General features: G+C 31.2%; 23 protein-coding genes and 2 pseudogenes. 19 read left to right on the top strand and 6 right to left on the bottom strand.

What is annotated here, in order from left to right; genetic code table 11:
- On the bottom strand, positions 1 to 603 hold a 603-nt coding region (locus OQH62_RS02470), incomplete at its 3' end, for an isopentenyl transferase family protein (protein WP_266013326.1).
- 68 nt (positions 604 to 671) lie between these two features.
- On the opposite strand from OQH62_RS02470, the gene mqnP reads away from it, so the two are divergent.
- The 19 genes and pseudogenes from mqnP to OQH62_RS02375 all read left to right on the top strand — a co-directional run bounded on the left by mqnP (position 672) and on the right by OQH62_RS02375 (position 13,872).
- Positions 672 to 1,547 (top strand): menaquinone biosynthesis prenyltransferase MqnP, encoded by an 876-nt coding sequence (gene mqnP, locus OQH62_RS02465; protein ID WP_266013323.1) that lies wholly within the window; start codon positions 672 to 674, stop codon positions 1,545 to 1,547.
- Positions 1,538 to 2,029: a hypothetical protein gene (locus tag OQH62_RS02460; RefSeq protein ID WP_266013321.1), complete on the top strand. Its 492-nt coding sequence runs from the start codon at positions 1,538 to 1,540 to the stop codon at positions 2,027 to 2,029. The genes mqnP and OQH62_RS02460 overlap by 10 nt, the downstream gene beginning before the upstream one ends.
- Positions 2,030 to 2,031: 2 nt before the next feature.
- Positions 2,032 to 2,541: a DUF6115 domain-containing protein gene (locus OQH62_RS02455; protein ID WP_266013318.1), complete on the top strand. Its 510-nt coding sequence runs from the start codon at positions 2,032 to 2,034 to the stop codon at positions 2,539 to 2,541.
- A gap of 8 nt (positions 2,542 to 2,549) precedes the next feature.
- Positions 2,550 to 3,512 (top strand): GTP 3',8-cyclase MoaA, encoded by a 963-nt coding sequence (gene moaA / locus OQH62_RS02450; protein ID WP_266013315.1) that lies wholly within the window; start codon positions 2,550 to 2,552, stop codon positions 3,510 to 3,512.
- Between the two features lie 2 nt (positions 3,513 to 3,514).
- Positions 3,515 to 4,258 carry a 7-carboxy-7-deazaguanine synthase QueE gene (locus tag OQH62_RS02445; RefSeq protein WP_266013312.1) on the top strand — a complete coding sequence of 248 codons (744 nt, stop codon included), beginning with the start codon at positions 3,515 to 3,517 and terminating at the stop codon, positions 4,256 to 4,258.
- Positions 4,255 to 4,836, top strand: a complete 582-nt coding sequence (locus OQH62_RS02440; protein WP_266013309.1) for a 6-pyruvoyl trahydropterin synthase family protein — start codon at positions 4,255 to 4,257, stop codon at positions 4,834 to 4,836. Before OQH62_RS02445 ends, OQH62_RS02440 begins: the two co-directional genes overlap by 4 nt.
- Positions 4,836 to 5,018: pseudogene (locus OQH62_RS02435) on the top strand (cytochrome c); the annotation flags it as partial. The gene OQH62_RS02440 and the pseudogene OQH62_RS02435, both read left to right, overlap by 1 nt.
- A gap of 31 nt (positions 5,019 to 5,049) precedes the next feature.
- Complete coding sequence (locus tag OQH62_RS02430) at positions 5,050 to 5,460, top strand: hypothetical protein (protein WP_266013306.1); 411 nt, start codon at positions 5,050 to 5,052, stop codon at positions 5,458 to 5,460.
- Complete coding sequence (locus OQH62_RS02425; RefSeq protein WP_266013303.1) at positions 5,461 to 6,114, top strand: 16S rRNA (uracil(1498)-N(3))-methyltransferase; 654 nt, start codon at positions 5,461 to 5,463, stop codon at positions 6,112 to 6,114. It abuts the gene before it with no gap.
- A gap of 78 nt (positions 6,115 to 6,192) precedes the next feature.
- Positions 6,193 to 6,393: a 50S ribosomal protein L31 gene (gene rpmE / locus OQH62_RS02420; RefSeq protein ID WP_266013300.1), complete on the top strand. Its 201-nt coding sequence runs from the start codon at positions 6,193 to 6,195 to the stop codon at positions 6,391 to 6,393.
- A gap of 1 nt (position 6,394) precedes the next feature.
- The gene (rsmI, locus tag OQH62_RS02415) at positions 6,395 to 7,228 is read left to right on the top strand and encodes a 16S rRNA (cytidine(1402)-2'-O)-methyltransferase (protein WP_266013297.1); all 834 of its coding nucleotides are present in this window, start codon (positions 6,395 to 6,397) and stop codon (positions 7,226 to 7,228) included.
- Between the two features lie 3 nt (positions 7,229 to 7,231).
- Complete coding sequence (gene rlmB, locus OQH62_RS02410; RefSeq protein ID WP_266013294.1) at positions 7,232 to 7,921, top strand: 23S rRNA (guanosine(2251)-2'-O)-methyltransferase RlmB; 690 nt, start codon at positions 7,232 to 7,234, stop codon at positions 7,919 to 7,921.
- On the top strand, positions 7,908 to 8,831 hold the full coding sequence (locus OQH62_RS02405; protein ID WP_266013292.1) for a hypothetical protein: 924 nt from the start codon (positions 7,908 to 7,910) through the stop codon (positions 8,829 to 8,831). Before rlmB ends, OQH62_RS02405 begins: the two co-directional genes overlap by 14 nt.
- On the top strand, positions 8,825 to 9,631 hold the full coding sequence (locus OQH62_RS02400) for a hypothetical protein (RefSeq protein WP_266013290.1): 807 nt from the start codon (positions 8,825 to 8,827) through the stop codon (positions 9,629 to 9,631). The genes OQH62_RS02405 and OQH62_RS02400 overlap by 7 nt, the downstream gene beginning before the upstream one ends.
- 9 nt (positions 9,632 to 9,640) lie before the next feature.
- Positions 9,641 to 10,849: an LL-diaminopimelate aminotransferase gene (locus OQH62_RS02395; protein WP_266013288.1), complete on the top strand. Its 1,209-nt coding sequence runs from the start codon at positions 9,641 to 9,643 to the stop codon at positions 10,847 to 10,849.
- Positions 10,846 to 12,096 (top strand): homoserine dehydrogenase, encoded by a 1,251-nt coding sequence (locus tag OQH62_RS02390; protein WP_266013286.1) that lies wholly within the window; start codon positions 10,846 to 10,848, stop codon positions 12,094 to 12,096. The genes OQH62_RS02395 and OQH62_RS02390 overlap by 4 nt, the downstream gene beginning before the upstream one ends.
- Complete coding sequence (locus tag OQH62_RS02385) at positions 12,096 to 12,434, top strand: YraN family protein (protein ID WP_266013283.1); 339 nt, start codon at positions 12,096 to 12,098, stop codon at positions 12,432 to 12,434. The genes OQH62_RS02390 and OQH62_RS02385 overlap by 1 nt, the downstream gene beginning before the upstream one ends.
- A 53-nt stretch (positions 12,435 to 12,487) precedes the next feature.
- Positions 12,488 to 12,802 (top strand): thioredoxin, encoded by a 315-nt coding sequence (gene trxA, locus OQH62_RS02380; RefSeq protein ID WP_266013281.1) that lies wholly within the window; start codon positions 12,488 to 12,490, stop codon positions 12,800 to 12,802.
- A gap of 131 nt (positions 12,803 to 12,933) precedes the next feature.
- Complete coding sequence (locus tag OQH62_RS02375; RefSeq protein ID WP_266013279.1) at positions 12,934 to 13,872, top strand: NAD(P)/FAD-dependent oxidoreductase; 939 nt, start codon at positions 12,934 to 12,936, stop codon at positions 13,870 to 13,872.
- 197 nt (positions 13,873 to 14,069) lie between these two features.
- Here the strand turns inward: OQH62_RS02375 and rimP are convergent, their stop codons facing one another.
- The 5 genes and pseudogenes from rimP to dcm form a co-directional block, all read right to left on the bottom strand.
- A complete protein-coding gene (gene rimP, locus OQH62_RS02370) occupies positions 14,070 to 14,504 on the bottom strand; it encodes a ribosome maturation factor RimP (protein ID WP_266013277.1) in 435 nt (144 codons plus the stop codon).
- Positions 14,505 to 14,855 (bottom strand): 30S ribosome-binding factor RbfA, encoded by a 351-nt coding sequence (rbfA, locus tag OQH62_RS02365; RefSeq protein WP_266013275.1) that lies wholly within the window; start codon positions 14,853 to 14,855, stop codon positions 14,505 to 14,507. It abuts the gene before it with no gap.
- Positions 14,856 to 15,136: 281 nt separating this feature from the next.
- Positions 15,137 to 15,559, bottom strand: coding sequence for a hypothetical protein (locus OQH62_RS02360; RefSeq protein ID WP_266013273.1), 423 nt, complete (start codon positions 15,557 to 15,559; stop codon positions 15,137 to 15,139).
- A gap of 230 nt (positions 15,560 to 15,789) precedes the next feature.
- Positions 15,790 to 16,251, bottom strand: coding sequence for a hypothetical protein (locus OQH62_RS02355; protein ID WP_266013270.1), 462 nt, complete (start codon positions 16,249 to 16,251; stop codon positions 15,790 to 15,792).
- Positions 16,248 to 17,186 (bottom strand): annotated as a pseudogene (gene dcm, locus OQH62_RS08745) (DNA (cytosine-5-)-methyltransferase). The gene OQH62_RS02355 and the pseudogene dcm overlap by 4 nt, the downstream one beginning before the upstream one ends.
- Positions 17,187 to 17,196: the final 10 nt, after the last annotated feature.

Raw genomic sequence — 17,196 nt, 5'->3', positions numbered from 1 at the left:
CATCGATTGAGTCCGTGAAGTGATTCTTTTTTGTAAAAGGTCTTTTTGTAAAACAAGTTCATAAGTGATGATATTTTTTATAATGCCATTTTGTTTTGTTTGTTTTAAAAATTGACTTGGAATTTGTTTTGTGTATTCATAAATACTAAACCATTTTTGAAGGCGGTAACTATCGTTTTTATTAATATTGATTGTAGGATCTTTTTCTTGCAAAAGTTGATAAATAACCTCATTTGGAGGGATTTTTTTGCTTTGAGGTACTTGTTGGCTTAAGCCATCTTGTAAAATTTTAAGATAAAAGCTTGTACCTCCAACTATGATAAGAGGTATTTTTTCTTTTAAAGCGTAATTCTTTGCTTTTTTATATTCTTCAATAAATAATGCTACGTTAAAATGTTCATCTACGCTTAATAAATTTACTCCGAAATATTGTAATTTTTCAAGCTCTGTTTTTGAAGGTTTTGCACTTGCTATATTAATTTCTTTGTACACGCAAAGACTATCAAGACTCAAGATACACGCTCCAAATTCATTTGCCAGAGTATTTGCTATATCGCTTTTCCCACTTGCTGTTGTACCAATCAGCGCGAATTCAAAAAACATTCTCTTTGTTTTCCTAAAATTTATAAAAGTTTTAGTAAAATCATAACAAAAAAATTTAAAGTGAAAAAATGAATATATTGTGGATAAAAATTAAAGATATTTTAGATCTCGTTGTCTTTAAACATTCTCTTTTTGCTTTACCTTTTTTATTTTCTTCTTTGTTAGTAGCCTCGAAAATTGCCAATGGAAGTATTTGGTTTGGTTTTAAAGATTTAATTTTAGCCATACTGTGTGCTATAAGTGCAAGAAATTTTGCTATGGCAAATAACAGGTTAATTGATGAAGATATTGATAAGGATAATCCACGTTGTCAAGACCGTCCTAATATAAGTGGTAAAATAGGACGTAAAAGTGTTATTGCGTTTATCATTCTTAACGCGTTTATTTTTTTGTTATGTGCTTTTTATATTAATGATTTAGCTTTCTGGCTTTCTTTTCCTGTGCTTGGTATTTTAGCTTTTTATTCAGTTTTTAAACGTTTTAGCTCTCTAGCACATCTTGTTTTGGGTTTTTGTTTGGGACTTGCACCTATTGCTGGAAGTGTGATTGTGCTTGGAGAAATTCACATTTTTAGTGTACTCTTATGTCTTGGAGTAAGTTTTTGGACAGCAGGTTTTGATTTGCTTTATGCTTTACAAGATATGGAGTATGATAAAAAAGTTGGACTTCATTCTATACCTGCAAAATTTGGATTGCAAACCACTCTTTTTCTTTCAGCCTTTTGTCATCTTTTGGCAGTACTTTTTTGGTTTTTGTTTGTTTGGGTAACTCCTCTTGGAAGTATAGCTTTCATTGGGGTGGCTGTAAATGCAGTGATTTTGTTTTTTGAGCATAAGATTGTGCGGGAGAATTTTGCAAAAATTGATAAGGCATTTTTTACTTTAAATGCTTATTTAAGTGTTGTGTTTTTTATTTTTATTTGGGTTGATATGTTGTGGAAATGAAGTTTTTTAAAGCAGGAATTCAAGCTGAATTTTCGCAGTGTCAAGTGGAAAATACGCATTTTTTAAATGAATATTTAAAGCTAGGAACAATTTCACAACTCAATAAATGGAAAAAACTTGGCTCTCGTGTAGATTTTGAAGAGAGTGAAAGGCTGATTTTTGATTTACTTTTAAGTTTAAAAGAGGATGTTTTAAGGCTTGAAAGCGCTTTATCGCAACAAAATGAACTTTTGCCTTTAGAGGAAAAAGGTATAATAGATGAGCTGAATTTCGAGTATATCAATTTCTTACAACCTTGTTTAAACGAAGAGAAGGAATATTATCTAAGGTTTGAGCTTAAAAACCAACAAATGGCTGTATTTCTTAAAGCAGAAAATGTCCATTTAGCAAAGATTATTAAGATAAAACCAGAGGATAGAATAGCTTATGATGCTTTTGTAGTAGAATTGCAGAGAAATTTTATACGAGAGAAGAAAGGATAAGAATGAGTGAGGAGGTTTTGTATTTAGTTTTTGTAATTATTTTGTTTATTGCCATACTTGCTTATATGAATATTAAAGAGCGTGAAAACAATGTAAAAATCATTAAACTTCAAAATGCTATCGAAGATATAAGTAAAGAACTCCATTATTTTCGTAAAGAACTTGGAAATAAAGATGATAATGAAGAAGATTATAAATTTATGCTTTTAAAAGAACAAATGCAAATTTTGCTTGAAAAAGAAATAAGTGCAAAAATTATTCCTGTATTGAAAAGTCTCAAAGGTATGGAACACATCATTGAAGAATTTCAAAATGAACAACAAAACCGTATATTGAATTTAGAACAAAAAACAAAAAATATGACAAAACTTACTCCAAATTATGATAATCAAGAACAAAAAATTGTTGAACTTTTTAAAGAAGGAAAAAATGTGGAGCAAATCGCAAAAGATTTACGTATAGGCACAGGCAAAGTAGAGCTTGTATTAAAATTCAAACAACTTCTTAAGTAAGAGTGAAAATGCTTTTTGATCAATTCGGCAGGAAAATCACTTATCTTCGTATTTCTGTTACGCAACAATGCAATTTTCGTTGTTTATATTGTATGCCTAAAATTCCTTTTGATTACATTCCTAAAGAAAAACTTTTAAGCTTTGAAGAGCTTTTTTTATTTATACAAGTTGTCATTGACCGTGGCGTAGAAAAAATTCGTATTACTGGAGGCGAACCGCTTTTAAGGAAAGATTTACCTCAATTTATTGCGATGATCCACTCCTATAAAAAAGAAATAGATTTAGCCCTTACTACAAATGGTTTCTTATTAAAAGATTATGCTAAAGAACTTAAAAATGCAGGGCTGCAAAGGCTTAATATTTCTCTTGACACATTACAAGCAAAAAAAGCAAGGACTTTAGCACAAAAAGATGTTCTTGATTCTGTTTTAAGTGGTATTGATGAAGCTTTAAGTGTAGGATTGAGAGTAAAGATTAATACCGTGGCTTTAAAAGATTTTAACGCAGATGAATTGGTTACTCTTTTGGAATTTGCAAAAGAAAAAAAAGTGCAAATTCGCTTCATAGAATTTATGGAAAATATCCACGCTTACGGTAAGCTTCAAGCTTTAAGAAAAGATGAAATTCTTGCAATTCTTTCTGAGAAATTTACAATAAAACTTCATCATAAAGTTGAAAATTCGCCCGTAACTCTCTATAAAGCAAATGATTACGAATTTGGCATAATAGACCCTCATAGTGATGAATTTTGCAATTCTTGTAATCGTATTCGCTTAAGTGCCGAGGGTTTACTTATCCCTTGTTTGTATTTTGATGAGGCCTTGAGTATTAAAGAAGCTGTTGCAAAGGGTGATGTAAAAGCTGCTGTGGAAATTTTAAAACGGGTGCTTGCAACAAAACCTGAAAAAAATAAATGGAAAATAATGAACAATGAAACTTCAAGCAGAGCATTCTATAAAACAGGTGGCTGAATTTGCAAGTGGTAGAGAGCTTTTTAAGTGTGCAAGGAGAAGGAAAATTTAGTGGAAATTTAGCCGTTTTTGTTCGTTTTGCTGGATGCAATTTTGTTTGTAAAGGTTTTGGAGTGCGTGCACAAAAAAATGGTAAAAACTTAGTTGGTTGCGATACTTTAAGAGCAGTTTTTACAAAAGAGTTTAAAAAGAATTATTCCGAATATAACGCTCAAGAGCTTTTTGAAAGAGTAATGAAGCTGAAACAAAAGTTTTTTCCAATCATCGTTCTTACAGGAGGAGAGCCATTAATTCACTATAAAAATCCTGAATTTATAGCTTTTATCCAAGCTTTACAAAAGGAAAAGTTACAAGTACATTTTGAAAGCAATGGAAGCATTGCTTTAAATTTTGAAAAGTATCCTGTCTATAAAAATTGTGTTTTTGCTTTAAGTGTGAAACTTGCAAATAGTGGTGTTTCAAAAGAAAAAAGACTTAATTTCAAAGCTTTAGCCCATTTTAAAAAATATGCTAAAGTAAGCTTTTATAAATTTGTATTAGACTATGAAAATTTAGAACAAAATCATAAAGAAATTCAAGAAATTGTCGCTGCTGTACCAAATGAGGTTTTTTGTATGCCTATGGGCGAAAATAAAACTAAACTCTCTTTAAACTCTCGAAAAATTGCCGAGTTTTGTGTGAAAAATGGTTATAATTACAGCGATAGAATTCATATCAGGCTTTGGGGAGCAAAAGAAAGCATATGATTATTAGAAAAATGTTTGAATTTGAAAATGCACATATTGTAAGATTTTGTAGCTCAAAACGATGCAAAAGCAGCATACACGGACATTCCTATAAACTTGAAGTTTTGCTTGAAAGCCGATATTTGGACAATGCAGGTATGGTGTATGACTTTGGACTTTTTAAGCAAGAGTTAAGACAAATTATAGACAGTTTTGATCATTCCATTACACTTTTTAGCGGAGATGACGCGCAGTATTTAGCACAGATGAAAAAGTATTCAAAGCGTTGGGTGTGTTTGCCTGTGAATATCAGTGCTGAAAATTTTTGCCGTGTTTTTTTTGTGCTAATTGATGCTTTATTAAAACAAACCAAAATGGTCAATGGCGAGGTTGGAGTACATTTGCAAAGCATTATAGTTCACGAAACAAGGACAGGCTATGCACAAGGTTTTAGAGACGACGCTTATAGCGAAATTCTACCACAAATCTCACTTGATACTATAGAATTTTCTCCAGCCATTAAGACTGAATGGAATGATGAGACATTTTTTGAAAAATTGCGAAATGCACATATTTTTGTAAATCCTAAGGAGGTTTGATGAAAATTGCGCCGTTGATTATAGCTCTCTTAACTCTTTTTTTTGTAGCCTGTAGTAATGAAAAAAAATCAAATATAGACGAAAATAATAAAGAAGAGCCTGTACAAATTGAACAAAATGATGAAAAAACTGAACTTAGTGATTCAAATTTACCTTTACCAGTAGATGATGAAGCCAAAAGTGAAGAAATAAATACAACAAAGTAGGATTAAAATGGATCACTCATACGATTTTTTTTTACTTTTACACCTTTATAGCCTCTATGCTAGTGGCTTTTTAATGCTTTTCTATCTGCTTATAACACAAGGCAGTTTTACAACAGAATTTCTTTTTATACGACGTATAAGACTTTTTCTTCCTGTATATTATCTCTTTCTTGCTTTTATACTTTTTACTGGTATTTTGCTTTTATCTTTAAATCATTTTATTCTCAATATACATTTTGTTGTAATGATTTTTACGTGGATTCTTATTTTTGCTTTAGCAATTTTTCATTTTATTCAGTTTAAAAAAGCAAGACGATTAAGGACATATACGACTTTTAGATGGCTCTCTTTTGTCATTTTATTTTGTGAAATCGCTTTGCTTTTTTTTCCTTTTCTTTGCACAAAATATTTTTTTTAAATGCAGTTTCTCTATAATAAAAACGCAGGAAAACCTCACTTAAATCTTGAAAATGAAGAAATCTTGCATTTGAAAGCAAGAAGGATTCGACAAAATGATTGTTTAAAATTACGAAATTTAGAAGACGACTTTTTATATGAGTATGAGCTTATAAAAAAGGATAAAAAATCTTGCAAGCTTATTTTACTATCTCAAAGTTTTTGTCCAACTCCTCAAAGTTCTGTTAATTTAGCCTTAGCCGTTATTGATGTAAAAATTTTGGAAAAAATTGTACCTTTTTTAAATGAATTAGGGCTTTTGAAGCTTATTTTGGTTTGGAGCGAATATTCTCAACGAAATTTTCAACCCGACTTCTCACGTTTGAATAAAATTCTTATTTGTTCGTGCCAACAATGCGGTAGAGCTAAAAAAATGGAGCTTGAAAGTTTTTTTAACGTGAAAGATTTCCTTGAAAGATACCCAAAAGCGATACTTGTGGATTTTAAAGCAGATTCTGGTCAATTTGATAAAGATGCGCTTTATTTTATAGGACCTGAAGGTGGATTCAGCGAAAAAGAAAGACAAATGTTTCATAAAAAATTTGCCCTTAAAACATCAAATATTCTTAAAAGTCACAGTGCAGCTTTAGCCGTAGCTGCAAAAATTTTGCTTTAAATTGTACTTAAATTAATATTTGTTTTATTATAAACTCATTACAATAATGGCTTTTATTGTTTTGTATAAGGAAAAATTATGAAAAAAGATATTCATCCACAATACCTAGAATGCAAGGTTAGTTGTGCTTGCGGAAATAGTTTTGTTACTAGATCAAATAAAAGTGAGTTAAGAGTTGATATTTGTTCAAATTGCCATCCTTTTTTTACAGGAAGTGAAAAAATAGTCGATGCTGCTGGACGGGTAGAAAAATTCAAGAAAAAATACGCAATGCAATAAAATGCTCTACTTTATTCCTACTCCCATAGGAAATTTAAAAGATATAAGCATACGCGCTTTAGAACTCTTTGAAACTTGCGAAATTTTTTTTTGCGAGGATACGAGAGTAAGTAAAGCATTGTTTGCTAAACTCTGCAAAAAATTCAACATTTGTTTTGATTCTAAAACCTTCATTTCCTTTCATTCTCATAACGAAAAACAGGTTTTGCAAAATTTGGATTTAAAAATTTTTGAAAAAAATATAGCTTTTATAAGCGATGCAGGAATGCCCGGCATAAGTGATCCGGGTAAAGCTTTAGTAGAATTTGCTTTACAAAATGCTCTTGAATTTGAGGTTTTAGCTGGCGCGAATGCCGCGCTTGTAGCACTTGTAAGTTCTGGGTTTTGTGAAAAAGAATTTATTTTTATGGGGTTTTTGGCAAATAAAGGAAAGCAGAGGCAAAAAGATATAGAAAAGGTGCTTTCAAATATTTATCCTAGCATACTTTATGAATCTCCAAAACGTATACTTTCTCTTGTAAAGGACTTTGCACAAAAAGAGCCTGAACGCCAACTCTTTGTCATAAAAGAAATCTCTAAGAAATTTGAAAACAAATTTTATGGTAAAAGTAAAGAGGTACTCATACAACTGCAGGAAGCAAACTTAAATGGCGAATGGGTCTTAGTAGTACAAGCAGCCACAATGCAGCAAAAGCATAATATGTTATGCGAGGCTGATATTTTAGAACTTGAACTTCCTTTAAAAATAAAGAGTAAGCTTTTAGCAAAAATGAATGGAAAAAATCCAAAAGAACTTTATGCAAAACTGCTTTTAAGTCAAAATAAGGTACAATGAAAAATGATAGTTTATGGAAAACAAGTATTTTTTTCTATTTTAGAATACCATAAAGATTTAATTGATGAATTGTATTTGGCAAAAGAGTGCGATAAAGAAAGCTTTAAAAAAATCGCAAATTCTGGTTTTAAAGTGCAAAAACTTGATTCTAAGACAGCTCAGGCACTTTCAAAAGGCAAAAACCATCAAGGTTTTTTACTAAAGATTAAAGAATTTGAATTTTCTTCTTTAGATGAGTTAAAGAAAAAAGAATTTTTAGTTTTGCTTTGTGGGATTAGCGATGTTGGTAATATAGGTTCTATCGCAAGGACAGCTTATAGTTTAGGGGTTGATGGACTTGTTTTTATAGGTCAAAGACTCGCTATGGAAGGAGTGATTCGTGCAAGTAGTGGTGGAGCTTTAGGACTTAGTATAGTTTTAAGCCCTAATGTTTTTGATGTATTCAATGAATTAAAACAAGCAGGTTTTAAGCTTTTTGCTACTGATAGTAGTGGAAATGACATTCATAATCTTAATTTTGTGAAAGGTAAAAAAGTGTTGGTTTTGGGAAGTGAGGGCTTTGGTTTGCCAAAGAAAATAGTTAGAAAGTGCGATGAATGTATAGGCATAAAAATGAAAAATAATTTTGATAGTCTCAATGTCAGCGTAGCTTTTGCAATACTTTGTGATAGGATGATAAATGCAAAATTATAAAAAATTACAAGAGTTTAATTTAAAAGAAGTTGCAGCAAAAACACAGATAGAACTTCAATTTCTAGAGGCTTTGGTAGAGAAAGATTTTGCAAGTTTAAATCGTTTTAATGTTCGTGGTTTTATCAAAATTTTAAGTCGCGAATATGAGCTCGATTTTAGTGATTTTTACGAAGAGTTTGAAAATTATCTCAATGAAAACAATCTCAATATCCAAAAAAAAACAAATATGCCAATTTCTCAAGTTGATTATTCTACTAAAAAATCTTTTAGTTTTTTTCTTTTGTTTATTGTTATACTTGGGATTTTTGTAGTGGTGTTGTATTATTTTGATACCATTAAAACTTTCTTTAAACACGAACAAAATATTTCAAGTCCTAGTGTAACTGAAATTTTAGGACAAGCCCAATTGAATTTACAAAATTTAAGTAGTTCTGTTGTCATTGTGGATAACAATCAAAACAAGACAAATGAGAGTATTTTTAATGATACAAATCTTACATACAAACAAGATCAAGAGGTTCAAACATCACAACAAGCAAGTTCTAGTTTTCAAGATCAAAACACCACAAATGAGCCAACAGATGAAATACTTTCTGAAAGTTTGCAAGATTCTATAAATACTAATTCTAAAATAGCACAGTTTAAAACAAATACTCCTGTTTGGATCGGACTTATTGATTTGAAATCATACAGAAAAACGAGTCTTGTTAAAAAAGATGATTTTAACCTTAGCTTAGAAAAAGATCAGCTTGTTTTAACAGGTGCAGCTGCTTTAAATGTTTTAAATGAGAGAGGGCAAGAACAGCAATTTGCTGCTGGCAACTCAAAACGTTTCTTAATCAAAGATGGTACAATCATAAGCATTTCTTTGTCTGAATTTATGAAGCTTAATAAAGGCAGAGAATGGTAAAAAAAATTTGCTTTTTTCTTTTTTTTGCGAGTGAAATGCTTGCCATTTCAAGCTTAGAGCTTGCAAAAAATTTACTCAACGATCCGAGTAAAAATTCCAAACTGCAACTTTTATTTTCGGATTCTTCTTATGAAGACGAGAATGGAAATTTAGATCTTAATCAAATTTCTAGACTCTTAAAGACCAATTCTTTACTCAATTTAACTCTTCCAAGTCCCCAAAGTTTTAAGCTTAATTTCAAAGCAAAAGCGGATGCTGTTTTGTTTTTTAAGATTTTAAATGATGTACTTAATGATGCCGGTTATGTATATTTTATCCCTACGGATTTAATTTTGCGTGATGGACGTATCGATTATACCATACAGGTACAGTCTCAATATATTTTAGACCCGGGTACTTTCTATATGCTTTTAAAAGCAAATTCTGTGTATATAGAAAATGTGAAACATACAGATGCTTATACCTATGAATATGATTTGAATTTTGATAATGTAAAACTTTCAAGTAATATTAACCTAGCTTTAAATACTCCAAAGTCTCTTGAAAAACCATTAAAAGACTATGTCTTTTCTCTTCAAGGAGCAAAAAGTATTTTTATACAAAGTAACGCAGCAGATAATTGGTTTCCTAAACTTCTTTTTTTGGATAAAAATTTAAATTTGATACAAGCTGTCGAAAATAAAGTAAAAACCACTCAATTTTCTCAAAGCATTCCAAATGCAGCTATTTATGTGATTGTTAGTGATATGTATAGTTTAGATAATATCAGAAGAGGTTTAAGCATCACTTTAAAGAAATAAGGAAAAAGAATGTTTGATGAGTTTCGTTTCAATACAATAGAAAGACTCCCAAATTATATTTTTGCAGAAGTCAATGCGATAAAAATGGCTGCACGAAGAGCTGGTGAAGATATTATAGATTTTTCAATGGGAAATCCCGATGGAAAAACTCCCCAACACATTATTAATAAACTTTGTGAAAGTGCTAATAAAGAAAAAACTTCAGGATATTCCACTTCTATGGGAATTTATAAGCTTCGTTTGGCAATTTGCACTTGGTATAAACGCAAGTATGGTATTTATCTGGATCCTGAAAATGAAGTTGTTGCTACTATGGGCTCAAAAGAAGCTTTTGTAAATTTAGCACGTGCTGTAATTAATCCGGGTGATGTTGTTGTAGTACCAACTCCATCATATCCTATTCATACTCAAGCCTTTATTATTGCTGGAGGAAATGTGGCTAAAATGCCTCTATTATACAATGATGCATTCGAACTAGATGAAAATATTTTTTTTGAAAATTTGCAAAAAACATTTAATGAAAGTATCCCGCGTCCGAAATTTGTTGTTGTCAATTTTCCGCATAATCCTACCACAGTTACTGCTAATAAAAGTTTCTATGAAAGATTGGTGGCTATGGCAAAAAAAGAAAGATTTTATATAATTTCTGATATAGCCTATGCGGAACTTACTTTTGATGGGTATAAAACTCCATCAATATTTCAAATAGAAGACGCCAAAGAAGTTGCTGTTGAAACCTATACTCTTTCAAAATCTTATAATATGGCTGGTTGGAGAGTTGGTTTTATGGTGGGAAATAAGAAGCTTATAGCCGCATTGAAAAAGATAAAATCTTGGTTTGATTATGGTATGTACACTCCAATACAAGTAGCAGCGACTATAGCTCTTGATGGAGATCAGAGTTGTGTTGATGAAATTCGAGCTGTATATGATAAAAGAATGCATACCTTGCTTGATGTTTTTGAAAATGCTGGCTGGAAATTGCTAAAACCACGTGCAAGTATGTTTGTTTGGGCGAAATTGCCTGAAGGTAAAAGGCATCTTAAGAGTCTAGAATTTTCTAAACAGCTTTTACAAAAGGCTAATGTGGCAGTGAGTCCGGGTATTGGTTTTGGTGAGGCTGGAGATGAATATATAAGGATTGCTTTGATAGAAAATGAAAATCGCATTCGTCAGGCTGCACGAAATATTAAAAAATATCTTAAAGAGGGTGAATGAAAGTTGCTGTCTTAGGTTATGGTGTTGTAGGAAGCGCTGTTGTCAAGTTTTTGATTGAGAATCAAAGAAATATACAAGCACGTTGCGGACAGAGTATAGAACCTGTTATCGCTTTTTCTAGGAGTATTAAACAAGATGCTCTCATTCCTATGACAACGAATTTTGAGGAGCTTTTGTACCGCAAAGATATTGATGTTTTTGTTGAGCTTATGGGCGGGATTGATGAACCTTTTTCAATGGTTAGTGCAATCTTAGAGCAACAAAAGCCTGTAGTTACAGCTAATAAAGCAATGCTTGCTTACCATCGTTATGAACTTGAAAATTTGGCAAAAAATGTAGCTTTTGGATATGAGGCGAGTGTTGCTGGTGGAATTCCTATTATTAAAGTACTCAAAGAGGGCTTAAGTGCAAATAATATCCTTAGCATAAAAGGAATACTCAATGGTACAAGTAATTATATATTGACAAATATGAGCAAGAAAGGAATGGATTTTGATTCTGTTTTAAAACAAGCACAAAAATTAGGTTATGCAGAAGCTGATCCAAGTTTTGATATACAAGGAAATGACGCTGCTCACAAGCTTTTAATACTTGCAAATATAGCTTTTGGACTTAATGCAAAACCTGAAGATATTTTGTGTGAAGGTATTGCTAGAATTTGTACAGAAGATATGTATTTTGCAAATGAATTTGGTTATACTATTAAGCTTTTAGGTATAGCAAAGGCAAAGAATCAAAAAGTTGAACTTAGAGTCCATCCTGCTTTAATTCCTCAAGAAGCAATGATAGCGAAGGTTGATGGAGTTATGAATGCTGTAAGTATTGTTGGAGATATGCTTGGAGAGAGTTTGTACTATGGAGCAGGAGCAGGGGGAGTAGCAACTGCAAGTGCAGTAATTTGCGATCTTATGGATATAGCTAAAAACCAAACTAAAGCTCCATTATTCGGATTTAAAAGAGATTTAGGTTATGCCTTGCTTGAGAAAGAAAAAATTTATACAAAATACTATTTAAGACTTCAGGCAGAAGATAAGATTGGCGTACTATCAAAAATTACCAATTTAATGAGTGAAAATGCCATTTCAATAGAAAGCTTCTTGCAAAATCCAAAACACAATCAAAGTTATTCTATGCTTTTTTTTACAACTCATCATACTTGTGAAAAGAGTATTATCAATTTTCTTAAAATACTTAAAAAACAGGATTTTATAAAAGATGAACCTTTTATGATTCGTATCGAGGAATGATGGGTTTAGAGTCATATATAAGCGGAATTGTTGGTGAATACAAAGCTTGCGCTTTTCTTAAAAGAAATAAATTTGAAATTGTAATGAGAAATTTTCATTCCAAATTCGGAGAAATTGATATTATTGCCAAAAAAGAAGGTGTTTTGCATTTTATCGAAGTGAAATTGACTCACAATGATTACGAACCAGCAGAGAGGCTTGATACAAGAAAATACAAGAAACTTATCAAAACAATAGAGATTTATCAAGCAAGATATGGTATTTCGTGTGATTTTCAACTTGATCTCATTTGCATTAAAAATGGTGCGGTAGAATTTCGTGAAAATATAAGTTTTTAAGCTGATATTTTATTTTTTTGATTACAATTGCAAAATAAAAATAAGGAGGAATTATGGGAAAATATCTTGAACTTACTGCTGATAATTTTGCCCAAGCAAAAGAAGGCGTGGCTTTAGTAGATTTTTGGGCTCCGTGGTGCGGACCTTGTAGGATGCTTGCTCCTGTGATAGATGAGCTTGCAAATGATTTTGATGGAAAAGCAAAAATTTGTAAGGTAAATACTGATGAACAAGGTGATTTAGCTGCTGAGTATGGAGTACGTTCTATACCGACTTTAGTATTTTTAAAAAATGGTGCTGTGGTTGATCAACTTGTAGGAGCGCAGTCAAAACAGGCTATCACAGATAAACTTAACTCTTTACTTTAATTATAAAGGCTTGTAAATAAAGCCTTTATATTCTTCAGCAAAACTACTATTTAAATAATAATTTTTATTAACTGCGCATTAAGAAAAATAATTATACTTTTATTTAAAAGAATTTTTATTAAAGGAATTTTATGTTAGATTTAGCGATTATAGGCGGAGGTCCTGCTGGACTTAGCGCAGGTTTATATGCCACAAGAGGTGGGCTTAAAAATGTAGTAATGTTTGAAAAAGGTATGCCCGGGGGACAAATTACTTCAAGCTCTGAAATTGAAAATTATCCAGGTGTAGCCCAAATTACAGATGGTATCTCTTTTATGGCGCCTTGGAGTGAGCAGTGTATGCGTTTTGGTTTAAGACACGAAATGGTAGGTGTTCAACAGATTGTTAAAAATACAGACAACAGTTTCACTATTAAAATTGAAGGTGGAAAAACTGAACTTGCTAAAGCTGTTATTGTCTGTACCGGTTCTGCTCCAAAAAGAGCTGGTTTTAAAGGTGAAGATGAATTTTTTGGAAAAGGTGTCAGTACTTGCGCAACTTGTGATGGTTTTTTTTATAAAAATAAAGAAGTAGCGGTTTTAGGTGGTGGAGACACAGCCTTAGAAGAAGCTTTATATCTTTCACATATTTGTTCAAAAATTTATCTTATTCATAGAAGAGATGAATTTAGAGCTGCTCCTTCTACCGTAGAAAAAGTTAAAGCAAGCGAAAAAATTGAATGTATAACAAGTGCAAGTGTTGATGAGGTTTATGGAGATTCAAGCGGAGTCAATGGGGTAAAAATTAGACTTAAAGATAGCACTATAAGAACTTTAGAAGTACCCGGAATTTTTACCTTTGTGGGATTGAATGTCCGTAATGAAATTTTAAAACAAGATAATGGAGAATTCTTGTGTGATATGGAAGAAGGTGGTCAAGTAAAAGTAAATCTTAAAATGCAAACTAGTATTTCTGGTCTCTTTGCCGCAGGAGATTTGAGACAAGATGCACCAAAGCAAGTTGTATGTGCCGCAGGAGACGGAGCCGTAGCTGCATTAAGTGCTTTGGCTTATATTGAAAGTTTGCATTAGTAGGAATTTTCAAGTCTTTAGAACTTGGAAATTCTAGCACATTGTGTTTTTTGAAGATTGTATTTATTTACGATTGATTTGTTTTATAGACACATTGTATATTTTATTTGATCTCTTAGTATGAATAAAAAATGTACATAACTTAAAATTATTTCAAAGAGCTTTTTTAATGAAATTGAATAAAGTCAGTTTTTTTGTTACCATTGTACAAAAGTCTTTGCTTTTTTTATATCATTAAAATCTAAAGAAAACTCGCCTTTTTCATCATTTTTAAGCAAAATTTGCACTTTGTTTGAATCTGTGTTTGAAACACTTACAATTTCAGCAACGAATTTTTCTTTTTCACAAGTTGTAATCTGTACCTTTTCACCAACGCTTAAAACAAAATGTTGGAGTTTTGTCAGTTTTCTTTCAAGACCGGGACTGCTTACTTCTAAAAAGTATTCCCCTTGTACAGGAGCTTCTACATCAAAAAGAGGGGAAAGAATTTCACTGACTCTCACACAATCATCTAAATTGACCCCATTTTTTTTTACTATGCTTACGCGGTAAATTTGTTTTCCATTTTCGTGTATAAGTTCTGCATCATAAAATTCAACTTCTGCTTCTTTACAAAGGGCTTGTAAATTCATTTATCTCCTTTTTATTTTTTCAAAAAGCGCATCAATATGATTTTGGTATTCTAGTCTGTCATCAAATTTAAAATGCAGATTTGGGCACCGATACCAGCCTTGCTCACTCATACAATAGTTTTGTAAAGCTTTGGTGGCTTTTTTTAGATGATTAAGAATTTGCTTTTGTTCATAGTCATTGAAAAACATTTTGTCTAGATACACAAAAGCATCGTATTTACCTTTTTTGCATTCCACATCTACAACACAAAGATTTTGTAAATTTTTATCATCTAAATTCCCTAAAGCTTCAGGAATGAGTTCTTTTAAAATGCTTTCAGTACGAAGCTTTTTAATCTCACTAGTATTCATATAAAAGCCTTGTTTTTAAAAGGATTATAACAAAAAATTTTCAATTAAACTTTAAGATACAAAAAGTACAAAACGTAAAATTAGTTTTTTGAAAGTTTTAAAAATATTTAATATGTAAAGAATATTTACTTTAGATTTGTTGAATGCTTTTTATCTTAGAATTTTTTACACTTCTCAATAAATTGAAACACATTAAATCAATACTATATTACAATTCATTTTCTTTGAGTTTTCAAATTCTTTTAAAATATGAAATTAAGCAATGTTTATAAATACTTTATTTATGAATCCCTCATAACTCTGCAATGGTCTAATATCATAGTATATATTGCATTTTCTTGCTTTTCAATAATTACACAATCAAAGCCTAAATTTTGCATATTTTCATAAGTTGCTATCTCTCCTTCTTGCAATCTTAAAGCTTTCTTTAAAAGCCAATTTGCTAAATCATCATTTGGATTGCTCATTAATGCTTTAGAATTGTCTTGACAAAGCTTTACCTGCAATGTTTCATTAAGAGGTGTTTTTAAAGTAAAAGATGTATTACGAGGTGGAAAAAAATCAGGGTAGTGTTTATGAATTTCCATAGGCACAGGAATATAAACCTCTCCATATTTTCTTTTCCTCCCTCCTGCATTCCATTGGTTTAAACCGCTTTTTTCAGGCACAGCCTTTTCTTTACTTTTTGTGCTATATAAGGGCAATATGACATAATCAACTCCTGCAATTTTTGGTTTTATGGCATTTTCTTTTAAAAGATTGTTTTTGAGTAAAAGTAAAAAATCAAAAGGATTTTCTAAAATTTTTATATCTATACTAGAGAATTGTTGTGGAATATAAAATTTTCTTTGCAGAACGCTTTTTGAATGATTGAAATAATATTCGTTAATACCATCATCAAAGCTTAGACTTGCTTTTGTATTTTTAATATTGTCTATATTAATTTTTTCATAATCTGTTTAAAAAAGATAAGCTTGTTTGTATCTCTTGCAATAATATGATAGATTGAATTTTTGATTCCATATAAATCGTTTGCGAGTTGGATTCTTTCGTTTCGTAAGGTTGCTAAAGTTTTGGCTAATTCCTTAGAATCTGTTTTGGCTTTTAAGGTTTGAGAATCTTTATTAAATTCTGCTACTTTTTCAATACTTGCATTTTTATTACAAATAAAAGTTTTTAAGCCAACACCTAAATTTCGAATTTTTGTATCATAAGCGGTATCAGAGCGACTTAAATTCTCTGCTTTGAAACATTGGCAAAAGAGATTTTCCATTACACGATAATGTAAAAATGGTGTGTCATTTTCGCTAAATAGTTTTGATAGGCTAGAAATAATCTGCAAAGATTCCACATAATTTGAGCTTTTCTCTTTATCAAGCGTGAAAAAATTTATCATTGCAAAACCTTTAAAATTTCCTTTGCAATTCTTTTAACTAAAGGTAGGGTGATAGAGTTTCCAGCTTGGATATAAAGCTTAGAATTAGGCAAGTTTGGTAGCTTAAAACTTTTAGGATAGCCTTGAAAATTGAAGCATTCTCTAGGCGTTAATTTACGAATACCAAAATCATCTTTAATAATTGGCACATTATGCCCACCTGTTCCCATATTTGCAGTTAATGTGGGGCAAAGGTTTGATTTATTTTCTCGCACATAGATTCTGCGAAGTTGATAAATCGTATCTTTTTTAATTACTTCTTTTTCTAGCCATTCGTAATATTGGCTTTTAGGCGTATAGTAAAATAAATCCTCTTGTTTTTGAGAATCTAGGCAGGAATGAATTGTTTTTGTAAGTTTAATGGGTTTGGAAAAGCAAATTGATTGTGATTTTTCACTTGTTTTCTATCAAAAGCTACGATAAAAATCCTCTCCTATTTTGAGGAATGTTTGCGTGAGTAGCAGAGTTTAAAACCTCATCATAGACACAATAGCCTAATTTTTCTAAAGTTGATTGAATAACACTCAAAGTTTTTCCTTTATCGTGGTTTTTGAGATTTTTTACATTTTCTAAAAATAGCACTTTTGGTTTGTGTTTTTGTGTAATTTTTGCAATTTCAAAAAAGAGTGTGCCTCTTGTGTTATCAAATCCTTTTTGCAAACCTGCAATAGAAAAAGCTTGGCAAGGAAACCCAGCGCATAAAATATCAAAATTTTGTGGGATTTGATTTTGGGTAGAACTTAAAGTAATATCGCCAAAAAGAGGAGTTTTAGGAAAGTTAAAATGATAAGTTTTTTGGCATTAGAATCTATTTCGCTAGAAAAGAGACATTTCGCCCCCCCCCCTAAAGCTAAATGAAATCCACCTACACCAGCAAATAGGTCAATTATATCCATTTGACGATCT

Origin of the sequence: Campylobacter sp. MIT 21-1684 (genome assembly GCF_026241315.1) — a bacterium.
Taxonomy (GTDB): Bacteria; Campylobacterota; Campylobacteria; order Campylobacterales; family Campylobacteraceae; genus Campylobacter_D.
This window is presented reverse-complemented; position numbering and strand designations above follow the sequence as displayed.